We start from the raw sequence: 23,589 nt of genomic DNA, 5'->3' as shown, positions 1-23,589 counted from the left end.
CCGCTCCCGGGCCTACTTCCAGGCCCAGATCTTCCCCACCGCCTTGCCGTCCGCGCCGACCTCCCACTCGAAGGCGCCCGCGACGCCCCGCAGGTCCGCGAACTCGGGCGAGTCGCTGCTGTAGACGATGGTGCCGCGCCAGCTGGTGCCGCCGCCCTCGGTGAAGCGGCCGACCCCGCCGCCCTGCCAGGAGGCGTGCGCGCCGGTGGGGCTCATGATGACGCCCTGCCCCTCGCCGTACAGGGTGCCGTCGGGGCGCAGCCGTCCGGTGTAGCTGCCCGTGTCGTTGACGGTGACGCCGAGCAGCTGTCCGGTGCCGGTGAACGAGGTCTCCACGACGGGCGGCAGCCCGTGGTCGCTGCGGACCACCCGCTGGCCGGTGACCTGTGCCTGTTCCTCTCCGATGAGGTCGCCGAGCATGGTCGACCTCCCTTCCTCTCCTTCCGGACTACGCCCCTCCGGGGGTTGTCAAGGCAAGGGCCGGAGGGGGCGCGGACGCGGAAACGCCCCGTCACCGGGAGCCGGTGACGGGGCGTCGGGGTGGTCGGACGTCAGTCGCCCGCAGCCGTGCGGACCGTCAGAGGTCCAGGCCGGTGAGCACCAGGACGCGCTCGTAGGTGAAGTCCTCCATCGCGTACTTGACGCCCTCGCGGCCCACGCCGGAGTCCTTCACGCCGCCGTAGGGCATCTGGTCGGCGCGGTAGGAGGGCGCGTCGCCGATGATCACGCCGCCGACCTGCAGCTCGCGGTGGGCGCGGAACGCGGCCTGCACGTCGTGGGTGAACACGCCGGCCTGCAGGCCGAAGGAGGAGTCGTTGACGGCGGCGAAGGCCTCGTCGGTGGAGTCCACCTTGTGCAGCGACAGCACCGGGCCGAAGACCTCGGCGGTGGCCAGGATCGCGTCGCCGGAGAGGTCCGCGACCACGGTCGGGGCGTAGGAGGCGCCCTCGCGGACGCCACCGGTGAGCACCTTGGCGCCCTTGGCGACCGCGTCGTCCACCCAGGACTCGACGCGCTTGGCGGCGTTCTCGTCGACCAGCGGGCCGACGTCCACGGCGTCGTCCGTCGGATCGCCGGTGACCTGGTCCTGAACCTTGGCGACGATCTTCTCCACCAGCGCGTCGTAGACGGTGGCGTCGGCGATCACGCGCTGCACCGAGATGCAGGACTGGCCGCCCTGGTAGTTGGAGAACATCGCGATCCGGGTGGCCGCCCACTCCAGGTCGGCGTCGGAGTTCCAGTCGGCGAGGACCACGGCGGCGGCGTTGCCGCCGAGCTCCAGGGTGACGTGCTTGCGCGGCACCGAGTCCATGATCTGGTAGCCGACCCGGTCCGAGCCGGTGAAGGAGATGACCGGCAGCCGGTCGTCCTGCACGAGGGCCGGCATCTTCTCGTTCGGCACCGGCAGGACGCTCCAGGAGCCGGCCGGCAGGTCGGTCTCGGCGAGGATCTCGCCGAGCACCAGCGCCGAGATCGGGGTCGCCGGGGCGGGCTTGAGGATGATCGGGGCGCCGACCGCGATCGCCGGGGCGACCTTGTGCGCCACCAGGTTCAGCGGGAAGTTGAACGGGGCGATGCCCAGCACCACGCCCTTGGGGAAGCGGCGCACCACCGCGAAGCGGCCCGCGCCGCCCGGGTCGGTGTCCAGCCGCATGGTCTCGCCGTTGGTGCGGCGGGCCTCCTCGGCGGCCCAGCGGAACACCGAGACGGCACGGCCGACCTCGCCGCGCGCCCACTTGATCGGCTTGCCGTTCTCGGCGGTGATCAGACGGGCGATCTCCTCGGTGCGCTCGGCCAGCCGCTTGGACACGTGGTCCAGGGCGGCCGCGCGGACGTGCGCGGGGGTCGCGGCGAAGACCGGTACGGCGGCGGCCGCGGCGGCGACGGCCTCCTCGACCTGGGCGTCCGTCGGAACGCTGACCTTGCCGACCAGGCTGCCGTCGAACGAGTGGCGGACCTCGAAGTCCGACTCGCCGCTCGCCCGGCGGCCGGCCAGCCAGAACTCATGGGTGGTGGTCACGGTCGTACCGGCCCTTCCCTCGATTGGTGGATACCAGCCCACGGTAGGGCGGCCGGAACACCAACCGGATTGGACACCGCGGAGTGGACCCCGCCGGCCGAAGTACACAGTGGCGTGTTGCGGACCGTCGGGGACCCGGCCCCGCCCATCACCCGGAGGCGATCACTCCTCGCCGGCGCGCAGGGCGAGCCACAGCTCCATCCGGACGTCGGTGTCGTCCAGCGACCGGCCCAGCAGCTCCTCGACGCGGCGCATCCGGTAGCGCAGGGTGTGCCGGTGCACGCCCAGGTCGGCGGCGGCCGCGTCCCACTGCCCGTGCCGGGACAGCCAGGCGCGCAGGCTCGCCACCAGGTCGCCGCGGGCCGTCCGGTCGTGCTCGCGCAGCGGCCGCAGCAGGCCCTCGGCGAACGCCGTCACCGCCTCCTCGCCGAGCAGCGGCAGCAGCGAACCGGCGCCGACCTCCTCGTGGTCGACCGAGCGGCGACCGCCGCGTAGCGCCACCGCCAGCGCCCGCTCGGCCTGCGCGTACGCCGTGCCGGCGTCCTCCAGCGAGGTCGGCGCGGAGACGCCCAGCGCCAGGCCCTCGTGCTCCTCGACCGCCCCCAGGCAGGCCCGGTGGGCGGCGCCGTTGTCCTGCGCCAGCACCAGCAGCCGCGGCCCGTGCGGGCCGTCCTCGCGGGAGACGAGCAGCCGCTCGCCGACCCGGCCGCCGGCCTGCTCCGCCCGGTCGCCGAGCTCGCTCAGCGCCTCCGCGGCCTCCGGGCCGGTGCCCGCACCGGCCACCATCACCCGCGCCTCGCCCTCCGGCAGACCGCCGAACACGCCCGCCGACACCTGCCGCGCGGTCGCCACCTCGCCCGCGAGCACCATGTGCAGCAGGGCGGCGCCCATCCGCTCCTCGGCCTGCCGCAGCTCCCGCGACCGCTCCAGGGTCAGCGTCAGCAGCGCCACCGCCGCGTTCAGCACGTACCGCTCGGTCGGCGTGATCCGGTCCTCGGTGCCCACCGCCAGGAAGCCGCGCGGGCGGCGGTCCGCACCGAGCGACTGGACGACCACGAAGTCCTCGTCCGCGGTGTCGATCCCCGGCGAGCGGCCCTGCAGCGCCGCGCTCGACGGCGCCGGGCGGCGGCGCAGCCGGTCCACCTCCGCCGCCAGCCGGCCGGCCCGCCGGGCCGCCCAGTCCGGCGCCACCGCGGACAGCGCGCCCGACCCGTCGTACAGCGCCGCCCAGCCGCCGAGCCTGGCCGCGAGCCGGCGGACCACCGCCGTCGTGCCGTCCTTGCCGAGCGCGGCCCGGGTCAGCTCCTCCTGCGCCTCGAAGCTGGTGGTCACCGCCTCGTACTGCTCGGCCGCCAGCGCCGCCGAGACGGCCTTGCTGATCGCGATGAACGGCGTCGCCTCCGGCACCCGCAGCAGCGGCAGGCCGCGCTGCGCCGCCGCCTCCACCAGGGCCTGCGGCACCTCGGTGTGCGACAGGCCGACGCCCAGGCCCAGCCCGACCACCCCCGCGTCGGCCAGCCGGTGCACGTACGCCTGCAGCCGCGACGCGGTCTTGCCCAGCTTGATGCCCGTGGTGAGCAGCAGTTCGCCGCCCTCGAGGAAGGGCGTCGGGTCGTCGAGCTCGCTGGTGTGCACCCAGCGGACCTGCCGCTCCAAGTGGTCCGTCCCCGCCAGCACGGTCAGATGGAGCGCGGTGTTGCGGACGACGGAGGCGAGTGTGGGGGGCATGGCACCTTCGCTGGTACGACGCGGTCGCGCCGTTGCGACCGCGCAGGTGAGGGGTTGGGGGGCTGACTCCATTATGTACGCCCCGGACAAGCGGCAGCACGGAATCCTCCGCCGCGGAGTCAGCGCCGCGGTGGCCCGCCACGGTGACCCGCGGAGCCGCGCCGCGGCCGGCGCCACCTGCGGATCCGTGCGGGGCCGGACCGCCGTCAGTCGCGCAGGTCCACCAGCAGCGGCGGGACCTGGTCCCCGTCCACCGTCGTCAGCGACACCACGGCGTGCCCGCTCGGCAGCGCGTGCGCCAGGTCGGACGGCGACCAGCGGTGCCGCTCGACGTCCCGGGTGGTCACCGACTCGGTCTGCGCGGTCGTCCCGGACAGCGCCTTGCGGCCCGCCCGGGCGGCCTTGCGGACCAGCCCGCCGGAGGTGTCCGGCGTGTGCGTCACCGCGGTCTCGGTGACCAGGTGGGTGCCCCAGGCCTCGGAGAACAGCCGGCCGTCCCACGGGGCGATCCCCGGGAAGGCCATCCGGCAGCCGACCGCGCCGAACAGCGGCGCCCGCAGCGGCTCCGGCAGGTCCACCAGGGTGCGCAGCAGCAGCACCGCGCCCGCGTTCGCCGCCCGCATCCGCTGCAGCCCGCGGACGATCTGCGCGTCCACCGCCGCCGAGGCGTCGTCCACCACCAGGCCGGCGAACAGCGACCGCTCGGTGCGCGCCGACGCGGCCTGCACGAACTGGGCGACCACCAGCCGCGACAGCATCCGGGCGACCTCCGGGTGGCTGCGCTCCGGCAGCTTCACCCGGACCCGCAGCGGGTGCTCCAGCGCCCGCATCGCGAACGGCGGCAGCGCGTCCGGGCCGCCCGCGAAGCTGCGCGCGAAGACCGGACGGTCCAGCAGCGCCAGCCGGTCGGCCAGCAGCGTGCCCGGGTCGTCGACCCGGCCGTGCCGGCTCTCGCGGTGCAGCAGGTCGGCCTCGTGCACCGCCAGCAGGCCGCCCGCCTGCAGCGCCTTGCGCAGCACCGCCCAGGCGTCCTGGTCCCCGCCGAGCAGCGCCCGCAGCTCGCGCACCCCCGGGTAGCGGCCGTACGCCGCGTGGTAGGGGCCGACCACCTGCTGCAGCGCGGTGCGCGCGGTCTCGGCGCGCGCCGCCAGCTCGTCCGGCAGCAGCGCGTCGGCCAGCCGGGCCGCGGCCTCGTCCGGGTCCGCGGCGGCACCGTACAGGTCGAGGCCGTACGGGGACGCCGGGTCGCCCGGCGCGATCACCACGTCGTACCAGGCGTCCGGACCGAGGTCCGACTCGGCGGCGCCGATCACCACCGCGCAGGCCGTGCCGGCGAGCGCCTGCAGGCAGAGCGCCTCCGCGACCGGCCGGGCCAGCCGGGCGGTCTTCCCGGTGCCGGCCGGGCCGACCGCCAGCAGGGAGGTGCCGATCAGCTGCGGGTCCAGGGCGAACCCGGCGCTGCGGTGCGCGGGCGGGTTCTTCACCACGTTCTGCGCGGTGCCGAGGCGGACCTGACGGGTCAGCAGGTCGTGCCGGCCGCTGCGGCCCGGCAGGTCCCGCGCCTCGGAGGGGTGGGCGCAGGCGGCGGCACCGCGGACCTCGACCTGCTCCGCGAAGGCCGGCAGCAGCTCCGGGTCCGCCAGCACGGTCTCCCAGGCGTGGCGGATCCGCGCGTAGTCGACGTCACCGACCGGCTCGCCGTCCAACCGCCGCGCCGCCTGCGGCGCAGCCCCCCGGATCCCGGCCCAGGGGTCGGTGGTGAGGGGGGTCTCGGCGTCCGCCGGGGGTTCCTCGTGCGTCACCGTCCTGGACAGCAGCGGCTTGGCGTACCGGTGGTAGACCTCCTTCCAGCGGCCCATGCGGCCGAAGACGCGGATCACGACCACGAGCAGCAGCACATTGACGGCGAGCAGCACGAGGTCCTGCTGGCCGTAGGGCACGACGTACTGCTTGACGTTCTGGTGCTCGTCGAGGACCGGCGTGCCAATCTCCATCCAGTTCACCGTGAAGGCGATGACCGACAGCGCGAGCCCTCGCCCGTAGATGAATGCCAGCCACGCAACCACAAAGTTGAGGGCGGCGCGCAGGAGGAGGGGGCGGGCGGGGACGGCGGCCTGTTCCGCGCGGGTCTCGTCGTGGGGGCGGTGGCCGAGGCGGAAGACGCCGGGCGGGGTGTCGGGGCGGGGTTCGGTCGCCCAGGCGGCGAGGTCGAAGGGGAGGGTCCGCTGCGGGGGGACGGACGATGTCCGCTGCGCCTGCGGCGCCTGCTGCCCCCGAGTGCCGTCCAGTCCCATCCCGGCCCCACTCCCTGTCCCACCGCCGGCAATGCCATACCCATGCCGCCGGTCCGACGACACGCCCGCGCTCAATGTAGTGGAGCAGGGGCGCGTGTTCGCTGAACCGGGCGCGCTGGCCGCGCCGGACAATTCGGGCGGCGCACTGCTACCGAGTGGCGCATGCTCGGGTCGCGGGCTCGGTCGTAGCCTTCGAGGACCGAGCACTGAGATATGGAGAAACCCGCCATGAGCGCTGCAACCCCGCTCCCGCAGGAGCGCCGCCTGGTCACCGCGATCCCCGGCCCGAAGTCGCAGGAGCTGCAGGCCCGCAAGCTCGGTGCGGTGGCCGCGGGTGTCGGCACCACCCTGCCCGTGTACGTGGCCCGTGCCAACGGCGGCGTGCTGGAGGACGTGGACGGCAACAGCCTGATCGACTTCGGTTCCGGCATCGCCGTGACCAACGTCGGCAACAGCGCGGAGGCGGTCGTCGCGAAGGCGTCCGAGCAGCTCGCGGCGTTCACGCACACCTGTTTCATGGTGACCCCGTACGAGGGCTACGTGGCTGTGGCCGAGCAGCTGAACGAGCTGACCCCGGGCGACCACGAGAAGCGCACCGCGCTGTTCAACTCCGGCGCCGAGGCCGTCGAGAACGCGGTGAAGATCGCCCGCGCGTACACCAAGCGCACCGCCGTCGTGGTGTTCGACCACGGCTACCACGGCCGCACCAACCTGACCATGGGCCTGACGGCGAAGAACATGCCGTACAAGCAGGGCTTCGGTCCGTTCGCGCCGGAGATCTACCGGGTGCCGGTGGCCTACCCGTACCGCTGGCTGACCGGTGCGGAGAACTGCGCCGCCGAGGCCGCCGCGCAGGCGATCGACATGATCAACAAGCAGATCGGCGCCGAGAACGTCGCGGCGATCATCATCGAGCCGATCCAGGGCGAGGGCGGCTTCATCGAGCCGGCCAAGGGCTTCCTGCCGGCGATCGTGGAGTACGCGAAGGCCAACGGCATCGTGTTCGTCGCGGACGAGATCCAGACCGGCTTCTGCCGCACCGGCCAGTGGTTCGCGTGCGAGGACGAGGGCGTCGTCCCGGACCTGATCACCACCGCCAAGGGCATCGCCGGCGGTCTGCCGCTGGCCGCCGTCACCGGCCGCGCCGAGATCATGGACGCCGCGCACGCGGGCGGCCTGGGCGGCACCTACGGCGGCAACCCGGTGGCCTGCGCCGCCGCGCTCGGCTCGATCGAGACCATGAAGGAGCTGGACCTCAACGCCAAGGCGCAGCGCATCGGCGAGGTCATGCTGGGCCGCCTGCGGACCATGCAGGAGAAGTTCGACGTGATCGGCGAGGTCCGCGGCCGCGGCGCGATGATCGCGATCGAGCTGGTGAAGCCGGGCACCAAGGAGCCCAACCCGGAGGTCACCGCCGCCGTGGCGAAGGCCTGTCACGCCGAGGGCCTGGTGGTGCTGACCGCCGGCACCTACGGCAACGTGCTGCGCTTCCTGCCGCCACTGGTGATGCCGGAGCACCTGCTCACCGAGGGCCTGGACATCATCGAGGGCGCCTTCGCCGGCGTCTGACGAGCCCGGGGCGGTGGACAGCGCCCCGCAGGAGCGGCCCGGTCCGACCAGGACCGGGCCGCTCCGCGTTCCCTCCATCGGCCCCCGCGGGCCGTCCACGGGCCTCCTGCGGGCCGACCGCGGGCCGTGCGCCGTCGCGAGCGGCGGTGGGACGGGTACCACCGCGTGGAGGTTGTACTCCCGCTGGTGAAGATGCTGTGCGAAACCACTTGCGCATCTCTGCTCGGGCACTGCCTTTGACGTACTGTCATGACAGATGGACAGCGAGCCGCGACCCTTAGCGACGTCCTCCGCCGCCCCGGCGCGGGCGGCAGAGCATCCAGACCGATCGACCGACCGCCGGGCCCACACCCCCCGGGCCGTGCGGAGCGGCGATCACCTCGGCCGCCCCGGAGCTCTCCCCCCTGCTCCGGGGCGGCTTTCGTTGCTTGTCGTGCCCATGATGCTCGCGGTGCTGCTGGTGCTGATCTCCTGGCAGGTCGCGGTCGGCGGACCGCTGCTCGGACTGGACACCGGGGCGCGGCACACCGTCCACGAGCTGCGCCACGCGCTGCACAGCACACTGGTCAACCACCTCGGCGCCGGCCTGTCCGACCTGGGCGGCGCGGTACCGGCCGTACCGGTGCTGCTGGCCGCGGGGGCCCTGGCGGCGGTGCGCCTGCGCCGCGCCGCGCCGGCCCGCTGGTGGCTGCCGCTGCCGCTGGCCGCGGCGGCCGCGGCCCTGATCCCGCTGCTGGTGGTGCCCGCCAAGGCCTGGTTCGCCCGCCCGGGGCCGTACGGGCTGCCGCTCGCGCCCGACCAGTGGGGCTGGTACCCGTCCGGGCACACCGCGACCTCGGCGATCGCCTACGGGACGGCGGCGCTGCTGCTCGGCGGAACGCTCGCGGCCGACGCCCGGCTCGTGCTGCACACCTGCACCGCGATGCTCTGCCTCGGCGTGGGGGCCGGCCTGGTGTGGAGCGACTACCACTGGCTGCTGGACGTGGTCGCCAGCTGGTGCCTGGCCGGTCTGCTGCTGTGGGCGGCGGCGCTGCTGGTGCGGCGCACGCTGCCCCGCGTACCGGCCGACGGCGGCGGCCCGCCGCGCTGGGGGTCCGGCTGACCGGCCCGCGCGGCCGGCGCGGGTCGGCTCAGCTGTCGGCCGGGGGTTCGTCCTGGTTGCGGTGGACGAGGCCGAGCTCGCCGTTGTCGCGGTGCCACTCGACGACCAGTTCGTCGCGGGTGCCGAACCGGACGAGGTGGCGGCCCACCACGTCCTCGAGGTCGGCGAGGCGGTCGGGCTCGCCGTCGACGACCAGCAGCAGGCCGTCCGGTTCCGCGGTGAGGACGGCGGTGCCGTAGGAGAAGGTGACGGTGCCGCGGCCGGTCTCCTCGGACCAGTCGGCGGTCACCCGGCGCCCGAGGTGGGCGGCGAGCTGCTTGCCGTAGCGGCCGGGGCGGTCGGTGGCGACGCGGGCTTCGGATCGGGACACGGGATCTCCAGGGTGCCGGGTACGGGAATCGGGGGCGCTCCGCGCATGCGGGCACCCGTCGGACGGGGGCCCGCCGGGCAGGCTCCGGACCGTCCATAACTACGGTAAGTCGAATAGTGAGGTTGACTCAACAAATTTTCGGGACTGCCTCACCGATACCCTGGCCCCGCCCGCCCCGGGCCGGGCCGGGGCACTCCGAGCCGGGAGCCCCCATGACCACGCCGCCGACCGCCGACACCGCAGCGGAGCTCGCCGACGCGCTGACCCGGGCGATGAAGCGGATCCGGCGGCAGACCATGCACCGGCTGGAGCCCTACGGCATCACCCCCGCCCAGGCCCGCGCGCTGCGCACGCTGGCCCACGCCCCCGGCTGCGACGAGGGGCCGGGCGCCCCGATGCGGCTCAGCGACCTGGCCGAACGGCTGCGGATCGCCCCCCGCTCCGCGACCGCGGTGGTGGACGCCCTGGAAGAGGCCGACCTGGTCGCCCGCACCCCGGACCCGGCCGACCGCCGGGCCGTCCGGGTGGTGCTGACCGATGCCGGCCGGGCCGCGCTGGAGCGGATCGGTCAGGTCCGCCACGAGGTCGCCCGGGACTACTTCGAGCCGGTCAGCCGCGCGGAGCAGGAGGTCCTGCTGCGGGCGCTGCGGGCTGCCGAAGCAGCGCACGAATCAGCGACGCCGCCCGGTCGGCCGGCACCGCGGTGAGCCCGATCCCGGCGATCACCAGGACGGCCGCGGCCCCGGCGAGCGCGCTGAACCGCTCGCCGAGCAGCAGCCAGGACGAGGACATCCCGAACACCGGCACCAGCAGCGAGTAGGGCGCCACCGCGGAGGCGTCGTACCGGCGCAGCAGGTGGCTCCAGGCGACGAAGCCGAACAGGGTGGAGACCAGGCCGACGTAGGCGATGGCGCCGATGCCCGCCGCCGAGATCCCGGCGAGCGCCCTGAGGTCGGCATCCGGACCCTCCACCAGCAGGGACAGCGCGAGCAGCGGCAGCGGCGGCACCGCGCTGACCCAGACCATCCAGCGCAGGGCGTCCGCCGGGGCCGCCCTGCGGGTCAGCACGTTGGACAGCCCCCAGAACACGGCCGCCGCGATGACCAGCACGAACGCACCCACCGGGCCGCCGAGGCCGTGGTCGACGGCGGCGAGCGCGATGCCGCCGAAGGCGACGGCGAGACCGGCCGTGCGCTGCCCGGTGGGCCGCTCGCGCAGCAGCACCGTCGCGAACAGCGCCGTGAACACCGCCTGGCTCTGCAGCACCAGCGAGGACAGGCCGGCCGGCATCCCCGCGTGCATGCCGAGGAAGAGCAGGCCGAACTTGGCCACGCCGAGCGTGCACCCGACGGCCGCCACCCACTTCCAGGCGACCCGCGGCGGCCCGACGAAGAAGACGGCGGGCACGGCGACGACGGCGAAGCGCAGGGCGCAGAAGAGCAGCGGCGGGAAGTTCTCCAGGCCGACGTGGATCAGCACGAAGTTGAGGCCCCAGACGGCGGCGACCAGTACCGCCAGGCCGATGTCGCGCGGCGCCATCGCAGCACCGGCGGGGCCCGCGCCGACGGAGGACGCGGAGCGGCCCGCGGCGACGGGGGGAACGGGGACGGAAGCGGTGGTCGGTGGCATGGGTCGAGCCTGGCGGGTGGTCACCGTTCAGCACCAGCGATGAATTCTGAACCGAACCGTTCAGCAACGCTTTACCATGGCCGTCATGTTGGATCTCGGCAGGATGCGCGCGCTGCACGCGGTGGCGGTGCACGGCTCTGTCGGCGGCGCGGCGGCCGCCCTCGGGTTCACGCCCTCCGCCGTCTCGCAGCAGATCTCCAAGCTGGAGCGGGAGACCCGCACCGTGCTGCTGGAACGCCAGGGCCGCGGCGTGGTGCTCACCGACGCGGCCGTACGGCTGGCCGACACCGCCCGGCAACTGCTCGCCCTGGTCGAACAGGCCGAGGTGACGCTGGAGGAGCGGCGCGGGCAGGCGGTCGGCCGGCTGCTGGTGGCCTCGTTCGCGACCGGCGCCCGCGGGGTGATGCCCGGTGCCCTCGCGGACCTGCGGGAACACTGCCCCGACCTCGACGTCCGGCTGCTGGAGACCGACCCGTACCCGGCCGTCGAGCTGGTCACCCGAGGCGAGGTCGACCTCGCCCTCGTCCAGGACTGGCCGACCGTGCCGCTGCCCGTGCAGGACGGGGTCTCCCGCCTGGACCTGGGTCTGGACCCGGTGGACCTGCTGCTGCCGGCCGGTCATCCGCTCGCCGCGCTCGCCACCGTCCCGGTGGAGCGGCTGCTCGGGCAGCGGTGGATCAGCGTCCCGCCGGGCAACATCTGCCACGACTGGCTGGTGCGCACGCTCCGCGAGGCCGGCGAGGAACCCGACGTGCTCTACCAGGTCGGAGAGTTCGAGACCCAGATCGCGCTGATCCGGGCCGGTCTCGGGCTCGGCCTGGTGCCCCGGCTCGGCCGGGCGCCGCTGCCCGCCGGAGTGGTCGCCCGGACGGTCTCCCCCGAGCCCACCCGCCGGGTGTACGCGCTGTGGCGCAGCCAGGCCTCCCGCCGTCCGGCGATCACGGCCGCCCTGCGGGCGATCCGCGAGCAGTGGGCCCTGGTCGAGGCGGCCTCCCCGGCGGCGGGAGCGGGCGAGCCCGGCTAGCCGGCCGCGCCCCGGCTCCGCCCGTCCGCCGCGGTTCGTCCGACGAGGTCCCGGCGACGGTTCTCAGTCGGCGAAGCCGATCACCAGCCACATGAAGCCCACACCGAGCAGCGTGCAGAGCAGCGTGGTCCGGGAGGGGTGCGGGCTGTGCGCCTCGGGCAGGATGTCCGAGGTCGCGAGGTACAGCAGGAAGCCGGCGAAGAAGCCCAGGTAGAGGCCGAGCACCTCGACCGGGATGGTGAAGAGCAGCGTGATCGCCGCCCCGGTCACCGGCGCCACCGCGTCCGCCGCCAGCAGTGTGAGCGCCCGCCTACGGTCGTTCCCGTACATCCGGGTGATCGTGTACGTGTTGAAGCCGTCCGCGAAGTCGTGCGCCACCACCGCTATGGCCACCACCGTGCCCACCGTGGTGCCCGCCTGGAAGGCGGCCCCGATCGCGAAGCCGTCCATCAGGCTGTGCCCGACCAGGGCTCCGGCCGCGGTCAGGCCGATGCCCTGCCGGGCGTGGTCGTGGTGCCCGTGGCCGTGCGTGTGGGCGGCGTACTCGCCCTCGTGGCTGCGGTGGATCGCCACCGCGCGCTCGATGATGTGGATCGTCAGGAAGCCCGCCGCGAACATCAGCAGGGCCTGCGGCACACCGTGGATCTCGTCCGGCGCGGCACGGACCGCCTCCGGCAGGAGGTCGAAGGCGACCACACCGAGCATCAGCCCGGCGGCGAAACCGAGCACCAGGTGCCGGCGGTCACCCGTCCGCTGGGCGACCCAGCCGCCGACCAGCGTCATCAGGAAGGCCGCGGCGGCGACGAGGACGGCGGTCACCGGTCGGCCTCCGCCGCTCGCGGCGCCGGGAAGGACGGGCGGCGGGACCCCGGTGCGCACACGGAACCGGGGATGCACCCGGAATCCGGGGCGGGCACCGTCCTGGGCGGGCGCACGGCTACGGGGGCGGGCACGGTCGGCGGTCTCAGCCGTCGGTGGCGGCGAGGTAGGCCGCGGCGAGTTGGGGCGAGCCCTCGACCGCCCAGCTGTGGCCGATCGCCGTGACGTCGAGTTCGCGCCCGCCGGGCAACACCACCAGCGGGCGGTCGTGTTCGTCGAGCCGCCAGACCGTGCCGGGCACGCGCCGGTGCAGCACCGTGCCGAGATACAGGCCGGCGTCGTTGCCCAGCCACTCCGAGACCTCCGGATCGTCGCGCCAGCGCGGGAGCAGTTGGTCGAGCTGGGTCAGCGACGTCACTCCGTCGTCGAGCCGCACGCCCGAGTCGTCGGCGAGCTCGCGCAGCAGCCCGCACTCGGCGAGCAGGTCGGCCATCGTCGGCTCGTCCGGCTGCGGCGGGATGCCGCCCGGGTGGTGGACGTGCCGGGCACGCCACCTGTCCAGGAACCCGATTCCCATCCCTCCAGACTGACAGGGCCGCCGTGTCGGTGCAGCGGGCCGGGGCCGCGCCCGGCGCGGCGGGGCGGGCCCGGTCCGCTCAGCCCGCTGCCAGGGGCAGGCCGAGGTGCGTGCGGGACAGCTCCCGTACGCCCTCGCCGTCGATCAGGTGGATGCGCCGGTAGCCCTCCTCCGCGGCGAGGTCGAGCGCCGCCTCGCCGAACCTGCCGGTGGTCAGGCGCAGCCCGCGCTCGGCGCCCTCCTCGCGGACCGCCTCGGCGAGGGTGCGCACCTCGTCCTCGGCCACCGGATCGGTGTTCCGGGACGCCCAGACCACCCAGCGGCCGGGCAGCGCGCTGTCCGCGGTGCCCTCGGCGGTGGCGACCAGCCCGATCGGCCCGCGCAGCCGCACGCTCCAGGAGCCCAGCCCGCCCCGGGTGAGCAACTCGCGCACCAGCTGGGCGAACTCGTTGGGCGACAGCTCGGCCGGGGCGGGCACCGTCGCACCGGCGGTGCCGTTCGGCACCACCGGCACGGGCCCGTACGGGTCGGGCGTGACCACGGCGGACAGCTCGCGCAGCCGCAACAGCGCCTCGTCGTGCTCCGCGTCGGCGTACACACCCGGGGCCGGCTCGTCGTCGTCCACGACCGGGCTCCGGGCGCCTGCCGGGCCTGCCGGGTCCGCCAGGCCTGCCGGGTCGGCCGGGTCGGCCACCAGGCGGGTGCGGGCGAGTGCGTCGCGGTCGGCGTCCACGCTGAGCAGACAGACCGGGTCGGCGCCGGGCCGGCGCAGCCAGCCGTTCAGCACCACGCCGGCGAGGATCCCCTCGGTGTCCACGGCGTCGGCGGCCTGGAGCGCGCGCAGCGCCAGCCGGGCGGCCAGGCGGAGGTAGTCGGAGGACCGCTCGGCCGGAGCCCGCGGCACGGCTTCGGGCGTGCCGTCCTCGGCGAGCCGGTAGCCGGAGAGCGAGGGCACCACGTCGAGCGGCGGCAGGTCGAGGTCGAGGACGGCCGTCCGGGTCAGCGGGCGGAACAGGGCCCGACAGGGGGACGGGATGTCGCGGGTGGCGACCTCGGCGGCGGCGAGGGCGCGCTCCAGCAGGGATTCCACCGCGGCCGGTTCGGACAGCCGGTACGCCCGTCGGCACTCCTCCAGGCTCTCGTTGTACTCGCGCACCGCCCGGGCCTTCGCCTGCTCGGTCTCCTCGTGGGCGGCCCGTGCGGCCCGGGACTCGGCCGCGGCACCCTCGGCCTGACGGGCCCGCCACTCGCGCAGGTCGCGCTGGTGGCGCAGCCGGGCCTGGGCGAGTTCGCGCTGGTAGCCGGAGTCGAGCAGCCGGCGGGAGGCCGGTTCGTCGGGGGCGGCGGCCGGCGGCTGCGGCGGGGCGTAGTCGGCCCAGCGCGGCTCGGCCTCGACCGGCGGGAGGTCGGCGTCGGCCGGGAAGGGCCGCGGTTCGTAGCTGCGCAGCTGGCTCTCGAAGTCCATCGCGGAGACGGGGAGCGCGGCGCGGCGGAGCAGGTCCGCGAGGTGTTCGTGCTCGGCCTGCACAGTGAGGGTCCGATGGTGTGTCAGGGCGGCCGCGCGGGCGTGCACGGCGACGGTGTCCTCCTCCGACGGGCCGTCGGGAGCCTCCGCCCCGAGGTCGCGGAAGAGCGTGGCGAGGAACCCGGCCTGCAGCGGCTCGGCCGCCTCCGGGAATGTCCGGGCCGCGGCGGACGCCCGGGCCGATGATGCCTGGGCCGATGGTGTCCGGGCCGAGGAGGCGGCCGACGGGGTACCGTCCGGGCGGCTGTCGGGTGAATGCTGCATCAGCGGTCGATCCCCCACTACGTCACTGAGCCTCTACGTCACTGAACCACTGCGTCACTGCATCACTGGTCGTCCGGCGAGATCGCGGAGGCCCGGACCAGCCCGCGCGCGCTCGCAGGGGCCGCTCGGCCGCGGTCCCTGCGAGCATTCTCCACCGTTCGGATGCGATGGTCAGCCAACAACGGGAGTTGGCCACCGCAGTGCACCGACCGAGCCACCCCTGGGGGGTGCCCGTCGGCCACCCTGGTGCCGCCGTCAGGTCTCGGTTCGGTTCGGTCGGTGTCGGCGCTGTGCCCTCGGCTCCCTCCGGCGGTGGGTCAGTCGGTGCGGGTGTCAGTTGGTGCGGGTGTTGGTGAGGTGCTGTCCGATGTACCCGACGTAGATGCGGCCGCTGCCGGAGCAGTCGTCGAGGTAGTGCAGTCGGGGGGCGGTCGAGCCGCCGCCGATCCGCAGGTGGGCTCCCATGAAGGCGCGTCGGGACGCGTCCACGCAGGGCGGCACCGGCAGCATCCGTTCGCGCTTCCACTTGGCGTGGCTCTCGACCGTGCGGGACTCCCAGCGGACGGCCTTGCGCGGCGGGAAGTGGTGGCAGCCGGGCGGGGTGTGCTCGCACCACGCCTTGAAGTCACCGCCGGCCTCACCTCGGACGGCAGCCGCCGCGTACTCCTGCAGGGCCGTCAACCCGTCCCAGGCGAGGCGCGCCCAGCCGGAGCCGTCGGGCTGCCCGTCCAGTGCGACGGTCTCCTTCTCGTCCCCGGTGAACTGCAGCAGCGGAAACTCGGCGAACCGGCAGACCAGCTCACCGAAGCTCTCGGGCACCAGTTCCTTGTCCGCGGCCGTGTCCCTGGCCAGGCGGGCGAACGCCGCCTCGGCGGGAGCGCGCAGCGCGGCCGCCGAGGGCAGTGCGGCCTCCGCCAGGACCGCGACGGGTGCCACCGGAGCCACGCAGAGCCTGCTGCCGGAGCGGGCCGGGCGCGGAACGCTGCGACGGCGGCGCTCGTCGGCCCGGGACCGCGGCGCCTCGGAGGCCGTCCCGGAGCGCACGGGCTGCCGGTGCTCCGGCGGCACGATCAGCGGGGGGACGGCGGCCAGGGCCGGCGGCACGGGGATCTCGGCGGCGATCTGCCGGGGCTCGCGGGCCAGCAGCCCGGCCGCCCGGCGGGTGTCCTCCGACATCCGGCGGGTGGCGAGCACCTGGTGCCGTCCGGCGTCCGCGCGGGAGGCCGGGTCGACCTCGGGGAGGTACGTGCGCACCGCACCCCCGTAGACCTTGTGGAACTCGAAGGCGACGTTGAACAGCGGCAGGGCGGCGTGGTCGAGGACGTGCAGCGAGGCCAGGCCCGTGAGCTGGTGCAGCACCGGCTGCACCCGGTCGGCCAGCCACTCCTCCAGCGGGGTGGACGGGGGCACGCTCGCGACGACGGCGGCCAGGCGCCGCTCCGGGTCGCAGAGCTGGTCGATCAGGTCGTCGACCTCGGCGGGGGTGACGACCCGCGGCTGGGCCGTCAGCGGTGCGGGGCCGTCGTGGGCGTCGAGCAGGGGCAGCAGGATCCGTGCGACCTCGGGCACCGGCACCCGGCCGGGGCTGCGGACCGGCGGACCGGAGGTGAGGTGCTCCGCCTCCAGCCGGAGCACGAGGGGCTCCTCGCCGCCGGCGGTCGTCGGAGTGCCGGTGGGAGCAACTGCGGGAGCATCTGTGGGAGCGGCTGTGGCGATGGTGACGGTCAGCAGGTGGGTGCGGTGAGCGCCGTCCGGGGTGCGCAGCCGGCGTCGGGCGTAGCGGCCGGTGGGGCCCACCGGAGGGGTGCCACCGGAAGCAAGGCCCTGGCCGGGGCCGTGGTCAGGGCCGGGGACGGTGTCGCGGTCGGGGGTGGTGGTGTCGGAAGCAGTGGCAGGTGTGGATGCAGTCGGCGTCTCGGCGGACACCGGCAGTGGCCCGGTGTCGCGGTCCAGGAGCACGCGCTCGCCGAGTCTGAGCCGTTCCGTCCTCGGGGACCGGTCGGCCGGCGGGGGCTCGTCGTGGCCCTCCTGCTTGAGCCAGACGGCGAGTGCCTCGTCCACCAGGGCGAGGACGTCGTCGAAGGGCAGCGCGGTGGTGAGGGTCGTCCGGTAGGGAATGGCGCGTCCGGACTGGTCGGCCTGCCTGGGCAGGCCCGGTGGTTCGGCTGGGCGGCCGGAGGTCGGGGCGTGGTCTGACGTCATGCTCGGTACCTCCCGTGGTGCAGGGGTCGGGTCTGCGGTCCTCCATCGATGGGCTGGATGTCCGGCATCGGCCGGCGGGTGCCGGCGCGACGTCCTTGTGCTGGAAACGGAGACGCCCGGAGCGGAAGTTCCGACTCCGGGCATGGTTAATTCGTTCGAGTGTCACTCAATCGGCAGTTCGCGGTGGCTCCACCCCGCCGGCGCCGCGCTGGAGGAGCCGCCGGTGGCCTCGGCGAGCCAGGCGTGAAAGCCCGTCACCCCGGCCTCCGGCACCCCCACTTCGATCCGCGCCCCGGCGGCCTCGTAGGTCAGGTCACGCACCTCGTACCCCGCCGCACGCAGGTCGTTCTCCAGCCGTCCGGCCCTGGTGTGGTCGGCCCGAACGGTGAACAGGGCCACCGGACGGCGCTCCAGCAGGCCGATCGCGTCGACGGCCTCGGAGACCGCGCTGCCGTACGCCCGCACCAGTCCGCCCGCACCGAGCTTGATCCCGCCGAAGTAGCGGGTCACCACCGCCGCCGTGTCGGTCAGACCGCGCCGCCGGAGGACCTCCAGCATCGGCACACCGGCCGTTCCGCTCGGCTCTCCGTCGTCGTTGGAGCGCTCGCGCCGCTGGTCCTCGCCGACCACGAAGGCGGTGCAGTTGTGCCGGGCGTCCCAGTACCGCTTGCGGATCGCGGCGATGAAGGCCTGCGCCTCGTCCTCGTCGGCGACCCGGGCGAGGTGGCAGATGAAGCGGGACTTCTTGATCTCGATCTCGTGGCTGCCGGCGCCCCGGACGGTCAGGTACGGCTTCGGGCTGGGCTCCGACATGGCGGGACGGGTCTCCGGGCAGGTGGGTGGCGGCGGGCGGCAGGCGACGGCGCTGCCGCGGCGGCGCACCGGTCGTCCCGCACGGGTGTCCCGCCAGCCTAACGCTCCGGGTCCTGCGCCGGTTCGGTGCCGGACCCGCCGCAGGATCGCCGCCTCCCCGCCCGGGCTGCCGGACGCCGCCGGTCAGCGCCCGGCGAGTGCGTCCAGCGCGGCGCGGTCGAGGCCGGTGAGCCGGGCGACCTCCGCCGGGTCGACGGCCCCGCAGTCCAGGCCGCGGAGCAGGTAGCCGCTGAGCGCGCGGGCGGTCGCCGGCTCGTCCATCACGTCGCCGCCGGCCTTGGCCACGTAGGCGGCGAGCCGGGCCGCGGCGGCCTCCAGGCCCTCGCGGTAGAAGGCGTAGACCGCGACGTAGCGGGTCGGCAGGTGCGCCGGGTGCATGTCCCAGCCCTGGTAGTAGGCGCGGGCCAGCGAACGGCGGACGAGGCCGTGGTGCAGCCGCCAGGCCGCGTGGACCTGCTCGGTGGAGCCGGTCGGGACGACGTTGGTGGAGCCGTCGGACAGCCGCACGCCGGTGCCGGCCGCGGCGACCTGCATCACCGCCTTGGCGTGGTCGGCCACCGGGTGGTCCATGCTCTGGTACGCCGCGCTGACCCCGCAGGCGGCGCTGTAGTCGAAGGTGCCGTAGTGCAGGCCGGTCGCCCGGCCCTCGGCGGCGTCGATCATGCGGGCCACCGTGGCGCGGCCGTCCGCGCCGAGGATCGCCTGCGTGGTCTCGATCTGGATCTCGAACCCGATCCGGCCGGCGGGCAGCCCCGCCCGCCGCTCGAAGTCCTCCAGCAGCCGGACCAGCGCCGTGACCTGCTCGGCGTAGGTCACCTTCGGCAGGGTCAGCACCAGCCCGTCGGGCAGACCGCCCCCGGCGAGCAGCGTGGCGAGGAACAGCTCCAGGGTGCGGATGCCGCGGTCGCGGACGGCCGCCTCCATGCACTTGATCCGGATGCCGATGTACGGCGGGGCCGTCCCGCCGGCCACCGCCTCGGACACCAGACGGGCGGCCCGTACCGCGGCCGCGTCCTCCTCGGCGTCCGGCCGGGGGCCGTAGCCGTCCTCGAAGTCGATCCGCAGGTCCTCGACGGGCTCCCGCTCCAGCTTGGCCCGGACGCGGGCGTGCACGTCGGCGAGCAGGGCGTCCGCGGGGACACCGAGCGCCTGCGCGAGCTGCTCCGGCGTCGCGGCGTGCGCGTCGAACGCCTCCAGCGCCCGGCGTCCCCAGTCGTCCACCGTGTCGGCGCCGAAGGCGTCGGCCGGGACGTACACGGTGTGGACGGGCTGCCGGCTGCCGGAGTCCCCCGGGTAGCGGCGGGCCAGCTCGGCGTCGATCGGAGCCAGCAGGGCGGCCACGGCCGTCCGGGCCGCGTCGGAGAACGAGGCTCCACCTGCGGGAACGGTGCCGTCCAGCTCGACCTGCGCCATCAGAACTCCTCCACGACGCGCCGGCCGCACACCCGCACCAGCGCTTCAACAAATTGTTGAGGCGACGGTAGTGTTCGCCGCGCCGGGGCGTCAATGGCACACCCCCCGGTCGGAGTCCTCCGGGGGGTGCGTGGGGTTGTGGTGATGCACGGTTGCGCCGGTGACCCGGCGTGTGCCCGCAGCCGGTGGCGGCTACTCGCGGCCGGAGCTGACGTAGCGGTTCTGCAGCTGGGCCCAGATGCGGTTCACGTCCGCGGGGTTCACCGAACCGTCCGGGCGCGAGCCGGTGACCCCGTACTCGGAGGTCAGGAACTCGGCGAGGCTCTGCGGGTCGGGCTGCTGCTCGTAGGTGTCGATGTACGAGATCAGCGCGTCGAAGCAGACGTCCGGGTCGAGCGGGTCGGCACCGGAGCGGCGGCCGCCCGGCCCTCCGGCGGACTCGACACCCTCGGCATCGAAGTCCAGCCCCGCCAGCTCGGCACGGTCGGCCTCGGCCTGGTCGAAGGGCAGCGGCTCCGCCGCGGCCCCGTCCCGCGCGAAGCGGCGCACGTCCTGTTGGAACTGCTCGGACTCGGCGTGGACGGTCTGCTCCAGGCGGATCGGACGACCGAGCCGACCGGGAGACACCTGCCCGGGGACGGGACGGGCCGTGCCCTGCTGCGGCCCGGCCTGGGGACGGCCCACGGCACCCGGCACCGGACGGCCCGGACGCTCGCCCTGGGCCGGACCGCCGAGGACCTGCGGGCCGGACGGCGGCAGGTCGCCCATCGGGCCGGCCTGGGCTCCGACGGGCCGCGGCTCCGCCGCCCGCGGCGGCTTGAACCACGGGGACATCCGGGCGCCCGGCGCCTCGGCGTCGTCGGACGGCTGCGAGTAGCTGCGGACCGCCCGGGCCATCCAGACGTTGGCCTGGGCGGCCTCCGGCTCGGAGACCGGCGTGCCGTCGTGCTCCGGCTCCTGCGCGTCCCGCAGCCGGACCGCGGCCAGCTTGGCCAGCGTCGGCACCGCCACGGCGGCCGACACCGCAGCCGGACCGGCGGGCGAGGCCTCGCCCTTCGTCACCTCCAGCGGACCGTCGATCCGGTCGAGGATGCCCGGGTCGAGCGGCACGCCGTACTTCGCCAGCTTGAGCGGCAGGAGCGCCTGGAAGGGAGCGGACCGGCGCCAGCCGCGGCCGTACCGGAACCTCAGCTGCGCGCGGTACACCAGCCGGTTCTGCTCCAGCCGGACCGTCTCGTCGTAGGAACGGAGCTCCCACAGCTTCATGCGGCGCCAGAGGCGGAAGGTCGGCACCGGCGAGAGGACCCAGCGCATCAGGCGCACCGACTCCATGTGGCGGTCGGCGGTGATCGCCGCGATCCTGCCCACCGCGTGCCGGGAAGCCTCGACGACCACGACGAACAGCACCGGGATGACCGCGTGCATCGCCATGCCGAGGGCGTCGCCCCAGGAGGCCGCCGCGTTGAACGCGATCGTCGCGGCGGTGAGCAGCCAGGCCGTCTGCCGCAGCAGCGGGAAGGGTATGCGCAGCCAGGTCAGGACCAGGTCCAGCGCGAGCAGCACGACGATGCCGGCGTCGACGCCGATCGGGAAGGCGTAGGAGAAGGCACCGAAGCCCTTCTCCATCGCGAGTTCGCGCACCGCGTTGTACGAGCCGGCGAAACCGATGCCGGAAATCAGGCAGGCACCGGCGGCGACCACGCCGAGTAGTGCCCGATGAGCGCGAGTGAGGGACGGGCGTGCCATGTAGTAGATCAACCCCTGGGGACCGGCTGCTGCCGTAAGCGACCGTTACTGCCGAATCCACCCTCGGCCGGACACGGGGTCTCCGTGCTGTGGACCGTCTCGGCCCACCGGATACTACTCGTACACGCGTTTCATCACGCCTCCCGCCCGGACGCCGGTGTCCGCTGTGGGGTGCCGTTGAGGTGCGCCAACACCGCCAGGACACGGCGGTTGGCATCCTCGGCCGGTGCCAGCTCCAACTTCGTGAAGATATTGGCAATGTGTTTCGCCACCGCACCGTCACTGACGGTGAGTCGGGCGGCGATGGCGGAATTGGAACAACCCTCCGCCATCAACTCCAGCACCTCCCGCTCCCGGGGTGTCAGCCGCTGGAGCGGGCCCGAACCGGCCCGGCTCTCCATCAGTTTGGCGATCACGTCCGGGTCCATCGCCGTACCGCCGGCCGCCACCCGGCGGACGGCGTCGACGAACTGCTCGGCGTTGAACACCCGGTCCTTCAGCAGGTACCCCACGCCGCCGGAGCCGTCGGCCAACAGCTCCCGCGCGTAGAGCTGTTGGACGTGCTGCGACAGGACGAGGACCGGCAGGCCGGGGACCTGCCGCCGGGCCGCGAGCGCCGCCTGCAGCCCCTCGTCGGTCAGCGTGGGCGGAAGCCGGACGTCCACCACGGCGACGTCGGGCTTCTCGTTGAGCAGTGCCTCCAAGAGCTCGGGACCGGTCTCGACCGCCGCCGCGATGGTGAAGCCGTGCACCTCCAGGAGCTTGATCAGCCCTTGTCGGAGGAGGTAGAGATCCTCGGCGAGGACAACGCGCACGGCAACTCCATGGTGATGGTCGTCGGCCCGCCGGGCGGGCTGCTCAGCGAGAGCGTGCCATCGAAGGTACCCAACCTCCGCTCGATGCCGCGCAGCCCACTCCCCCGGCCGGGCTGAGCGCCCCCGCAGCCGTCGTCGGTGACCGTGACCCGGAGCAGGCCGGCCCGGTGGAGGATGTCCACCCAGACCCGTCGTGCCCCCGAGTGCTTGGCGGCGTTGGCGAGCAGTTCGCTGATGCAGAAGTAGACGGCGGCCTCCACCGGCGGCTCGGGCCGCTTCGGCAGGCAGACGGTGACCTCGGTGGGCAGCGGGCTGTCCAGGGCCAGCGACCGCACCGCATCACCCAGCCCGCGCTCGGCCAGGACCGGCGGGTGTATGCCCCGCACGAGGTCGCGCAGCTCCTGGAGCGCCTTGGCGGAGGACTGCCTGGCCTCGGAGAGCAACTCGCGGGCCGCGGCCTGGTCGGTCTCCATCAGGTGCTCGATCGTGCCGAGCGTCATGCCGATCGCCACCAGCCTCGCCTGGGCGCCGTCGTGCAGGTCCCGCTCGATCCGTCGCAGCTCCGCCGCCTGGTTGCCCAGGGCATCGGCACGGGTCAGCGTCAGCTCCTCGACCCGGCGCTTCAGCTGGGTGTTGCTGGCCCACCGCCCCGGCTCCAGCACCCGTGCGGCGACGTCGAGATGGGCACGCAGTGCGTACGGCGTGACCAGGAGGCCCACCACCGACACCAGCAGGCCGAGCAGGAGTGACATGACGGACTTCAGCGGGTGGCTGCTGCCCAGCCCACTGTCGACGGCGGAGACGAGTGCGAAGACCGCCCCACCGCCGAGTATCAGCACCGGCGGCACCAGGAAGAACGTCGCGGACCAGGGGTTGAGGAGCCACCAGATCGCGTCCCGCCTGGTCGTGGCGTCCCGCACGCTCCAGTGCACGAAACGGGCCACCCGGGCCACACCGTGCCGGCGGTGATAGGAGAAACCCGTCCACCAGTGGCCGCGCTCGTCACGCTCCAGCGGTGGCATGGGCGAGTACTCCGCCCGGACGGTGGTCCCGCACCAGCGCCGGACCTGCGCCCTCGTCCAGCCCGCGCTGTGGCGGGAGCACTGGTAGACCGCCAGCAGACCGGTGGTCATCACCGTCACGAACACGCAGAACGGGAAGAACTCGAAGGTCTCGAAGATCCGGGCCGTCACACCGCCGGTGACGACCACGACCATGAACGGCAACAGGACGCTCAGGCTCGCGCCGCCGGCGGCGATCGCGGACCGGCCCACCGCCCGGACGCTCGCCCGGAGCCGCCCCGACGCTCCCCGCCCGACCACCTTCATCCCTTCGAGGGAAGTTGTGACTGCCACGGTGCTGCTCCCGACCTCGACGTCCGACTGGCCACGGCATCAGTTTCCTGGCTGTGGCCATCGCAGCACATTGGCTGTGACACCCGTCTTTGGGGTGGACCTAGCACCACCCCCTGGCCGGCCGTGCCGAACCCGGAAATGCGAGAAGCCCCGCCCGGGGTCCCCGGGCGGGGCTTCTCTTTCAATGATTGTTCGGCGGCGTCCTACTCTCCCACAGGGTCCCCCCTGCAGTACCATCGGCGCTCCGAGGCTTAGCTTCCGGGT

Annotated in this window: 19 protein-coding genes; 4 read left to right on the top strand and 15 right to left on the bottom strand. The window is 74.3% G+C overall.

The genetic code is table 11. The annotated features are described in order from the left end of the window. Positions 1-12: 12 nt before the first annotated feature. The 4 genes from AB0442_RS24015 to AB0442_RS24000 all read right to left on the bottom strand — a co-directional run bounded on the left by AB0442_RS24015 (position 13) and on the right by AB0442_RS24000 (position 6,042). Complete coding sequence (locus AB0442_RS24015) at positions 13-420, bottom strand: hypothetical protein (RefSeq protein ID WP_366165224.1); 408 nt, start codon at positions 418-420, stop codon at positions 13-15. Positions 421-577: 157 nt separating this feature from the next. Next, positions 578-2,020, bottom strand: coding sequence for an aldehyde dehydrogenase family protein (locus AB0442_RS24010; protein WP_363547515.1), 1,443 nt, complete (start codon positions 2,018-2,020; stop codon positions 578-580). Positions 2,021-2,182: 162 nt separating this feature from the next. Further along, a complete protein-coding gene (locus tag AB0442_RS24005) occupies positions 2,183-3,748 on the bottom strand; it encodes a PucR family transcriptional regulator (protein WP_363547518.1) in 1,566 nt (521 codons plus the stop codon). 206 nt (positions 3,749-3,954) lie between these two features. After that, a complete protein-coding gene (locus AB0442_RS24000; RefSeq protein WP_366165222.1) occupies positions 3,955-6,042 on the bottom strand; it encodes an ATP-binding protein in 2,088 nt (695 codons plus the stop codon). A gap of 228 nt (positions 6,043-6,270) precedes the next feature. Between AB0442_RS24000 and gabT the strand changes: the two genes are divergently transcribed. Together gabT and AB0442_RS23990 are read left to right on the top strand one after the other, a co-directional pair. Beyond that, on the top strand, positions 6,271-7,611 hold the full coding sequence (gene gabT, locus AB0442_RS23995; RefSeq protein WP_359979552.1) for a 4-aminobutyrate--2-oxoglutarate transaminase: 1,341 nt from the start codon (positions 6,271-6,273) through the stop codon (positions 7,609-7,611). Positions 7,612-8,050: 439 nt separating this feature from the next. Next, on the top strand, positions 8,051-8,713 hold the full coding sequence (locus AB0442_RS23990; protein WP_366165264.1) for a phosphatase PAP2 family protein: 663 nt from the start codon (positions 8,051-8,053) through the stop codon (positions 8,711-8,713). A 28-nt stretch (positions 8,714-8,741) separates the two neighbouring features. Here the strand turns inward: AB0442_RS23990 and AB0442_RS23985 are convergent, their stop codons facing one another. Beyond that, positions 8,742-9,083 (bottom strand): DUF2218 domain-containing protein, encoded by a 342-nt coding sequence (locus AB0442_RS23985; protein ID WP_366165221.1) that lies wholly within the window; start codon positions 9,081-9,083, stop codon positions 8,742-8,744. Positions 9,084-9,295: 212 nt separating this feature from the next. On the opposite strand from AB0442_RS23985, the gene AB0442_RS23980 reads away from it, so the two are divergent. Continuing rightward, positions 9,296-9,790, top strand: a complete 495-nt coding sequence (locus AB0442_RS23980; protein ID WP_363547527.1) for a MarR family transcriptional regulator — start codon at positions 9,296-9,298, stop codon at positions 9,788-9,790. Here the strand turns inward: AB0442_RS23980 and AB0442_RS23975 are convergent. Next, complete coding sequence (locus AB0442_RS23975; RefSeq protein WP_366165262.1) at positions 9,693-10,622, bottom strand: EamA family transporter; 930 nt, start codon at positions 10,620-10,622, stop codon at positions 9,693-9,695. The genes AB0442_RS23980 and AB0442_RS23975 overlap by 98 nt on opposite strands. A 175-nt stretch (positions 10,623-10,797) precedes the next feature. On the opposite strand from AB0442_RS23975, the gene AB0442_RS23970 reads away from it, so the two are divergent. Then, positions 10,798-11,736, top strand: coding sequence for a LysR family transcriptional regulator (locus AB0442_RS23970; RefSeq protein ID WP_366165218.1), 939 nt, complete (start codon positions 10,798-10,800; stop codon positions 11,734-11,736). 63 nt (positions 11,737-11,799) lie between these two features. Here the strand turns inward: AB0442_RS23970 and AB0442_RS23965 are convergent, their stop codons facing one another. The 9 genes from AB0442_RS23965 to AB0442_RS23925 form a co-directional block, all read right to left on the bottom strand. Further along, complete coding sequence (locus tag AB0442_RS23965; protein WP_263108094.1) at positions 11,800-12,519, bottom strand: ZIP family metal transporter; 720 nt, start codon at positions 12,517-12,519, stop codon at positions 11,800-11,802. A 181-nt stretch (positions 12,520-12,700) separates the two neighbouring features. After that, a complete protein-coding gene (locus AB0442_RS23960; RefSeq protein WP_366165216.1) occupies positions 12,701-13,132 on the bottom strand; it encodes a DUF6278 family protein in 432 nt (143 codons plus the stop codon). Between the two features lie 79 nt (positions 13,133-13,211). Beyond that, entirely contained in the window at positions 13,212-14,921 is a 1,710-nt protein-coding gene (locus AB0442_RS23955; protein WP_366165215.1) for a restriction endonuclease, read from the bottom strand. A gap of 333 nt (positions 14,922-15,254) precedes the next feature. Beyond that, on the bottom strand, positions 15,255-17,123 hold the full coding sequence (locus AB0442_RS23950; RefSeq protein WP_366165213.1) for a hypothetical protein: 1,869 nt from the start codon (positions 17,121-17,123) through the stop codon (positions 15,255-15,257). Positions 17,124-17,285: 162 nt separating this feature from the next. Further along, the gene (locus AB0442_RS23945; RefSeq protein WP_366165212.1) at positions 17,286-17,936 is read right to left on the bottom strand and encodes a YigZ family protein; all 651 of its coding nucleotides are present in this window, start codon (positions 17,934-17,936) and stop codon (positions 17,286-17,288) included. A 183-nt stretch (positions 17,937-18,119) separates the two neighbouring features. After that, on the bottom strand, positions 18,120-19,409 hold the full coding sequence (locus tag AB0442_RS23940; RefSeq protein WP_366165210.1) for an aldolase/citrate lyase family protein: 1,290 nt from the start codon (positions 19,407-19,409) through the stop codon (positions 18,120-18,122). A gap of 192 nt (positions 19,410-19,601) precedes the next feature. Beyond that, the gene (locus AB0442_RS23935; protein WP_366165209.1) at positions 19,602-21,155 is read right to left on the bottom strand and encodes a DUF2637 domain-containing protein; all 1,554 of its coding nucleotides are present in this window, start codon (positions 21,153-21,155) and stop codon (positions 19,602-19,604) included. Between the two features lie 134 nt (positions 21,156-21,289). After that, positions 21,290-21,970, bottom strand: coding sequence for a response regulator transcription factor (locus AB0442_RS23930; protein ID WP_363550191.1), 681 nt, complete (start codon positions 21,968-21,970; stop codon positions 21,290-21,292). Beyond that, positions 21,922-23,325 carry a sensor histidine kinase gene (locus tag AB0442_RS23925; protein WP_366165207.1) on the bottom strand — a complete coding sequence of 468 codons (1,404 nt, stop codon included), beginning with the start codon at positions 23,323-23,325 and terminating at the stop codon, positions 21,922-21,924. The genes AB0442_RS23930 and AB0442_RS23925 overlap by 49 nt, the downstream gene beginning before the upstream one ends. Positions 23,326-23,589: the final 264 nt, after the last annotated feature.

The sequence above is a fragment of the Kitasatospora sp. NPDC085895 genome, assembly GCF_040702125.1.
Classification (GTDB): Bacteria; Actinomycetota; Actinomycetes; order Streptomycetales; family Streptomycetaceae; genus Kitasatospora; species Kitasatospora arboriphila.
The sequence above is the reverse complement of the archived record's forward strand: the minus strand, read 5'-3'. Positions and strand labels throughout refer to the sequence as shown.

Coding starts and splice junctions, on each gene's coding strand:
- AB0442_RS24015 (WP_366165224.1), bottom strand. CDS start 420: ATGCTCGGCGACCTCATCGGAGAGGAACAGGCACAGGTCACCGGCCAG.
- AB0442_RS23980 (WP_363547527.1), top strand. CDS start 9,296: ATGACCACGCCGCCGACCGCCGACACCGCAGCGGAGCTCGCCGACGCG.
- gabT (WP_359979552.1), top strand. CDS start 6,271: ATGAGCGCTGCAACCCCGCTCCCGCAGGAGCGCCGCCTGGTCACCGCG.
- AB0442_RS23945 (WP_366165212.1), bottom strand. CDS start 17,936: ATGTCGGAGCCCAGCCCGAAGCCGTACCTGACCGTCCGGGGCGCCGGC.
- AB0442_RS23990 (WP_366165264.1), top strand. CDS start 8,051: ATGATGCTCGCGGTGCTGCTGGTGCTGATCTCCTGGCAGGTCGCGGTC.
- AB0442_RS23970 (WP_366165218.1), top strand. CDS start 10,798: ATGTTGGATCTCGGCAGGATGCGCGCGCTGCACGCGGTGGCGGTGCAC.
- AB0442_RS24000 (WP_366165222.1), bottom strand. CDS start 6,042: ATGGGACTGGACGGCACTCGGGGGCAGCAGGCGCCGCAGGCGCAGCGG.
- AB0442_RS24005 (WP_363547518.1), bottom strand. CDS start 3,748: ATGCCCCCCACACTCGCCTCCGTCGTCCGCAACACCGCGCTCCATCTG.
- AB0442_RS23935 (WP_366165209.1), bottom strand. CDS start 21,155: ATGGCACGCCCGTCCCTCACTCGCGCTCATCGGGCACTACTCGGCGTG.
- AB0442_RS23940 (WP_366165210.1), bottom strand. CDS start 19,409: ATGGCGCAGGTCGAGCTGGACGGCACCGTTCCCGCAGGTGGAGCCTCG.
- AB0442_RS23950 (WP_366165213.1), bottom strand. CDS start 17,123: ATGACGTCAGACCACGCCCCGACCTCCGGCCGCCCAGCCGAACCACCG.
- AB0442_RS23960 (WP_366165216.1), bottom strand. CDS start 13,132: ATGGGAATCGGGTTCCTGGACAGGTGGCGTGCCCGGCACGTCCACCAC.
- AB0442_RS23965 (WP_263108094.1), bottom strand. CDS start 12,519: ATGACGCTGGTCGGCGGCTGGGTCGCCCAGCGGACGGGTGACCGCCGG.
- AB0442_RS23975 (WP_366165262.1), bottom strand. CDS start 10,622: ATGGCGCCGCGCGACATCGGCCTGGCGGTACTGGTCGCCGCCGTCTGG.
- AB0442_RS23955 (WP_366165215.1), bottom strand. CDS start 14,921: ATGCAGCATTCACCCGACAGCCGCCCGGACGGTACCCCGTCGGCCGCC.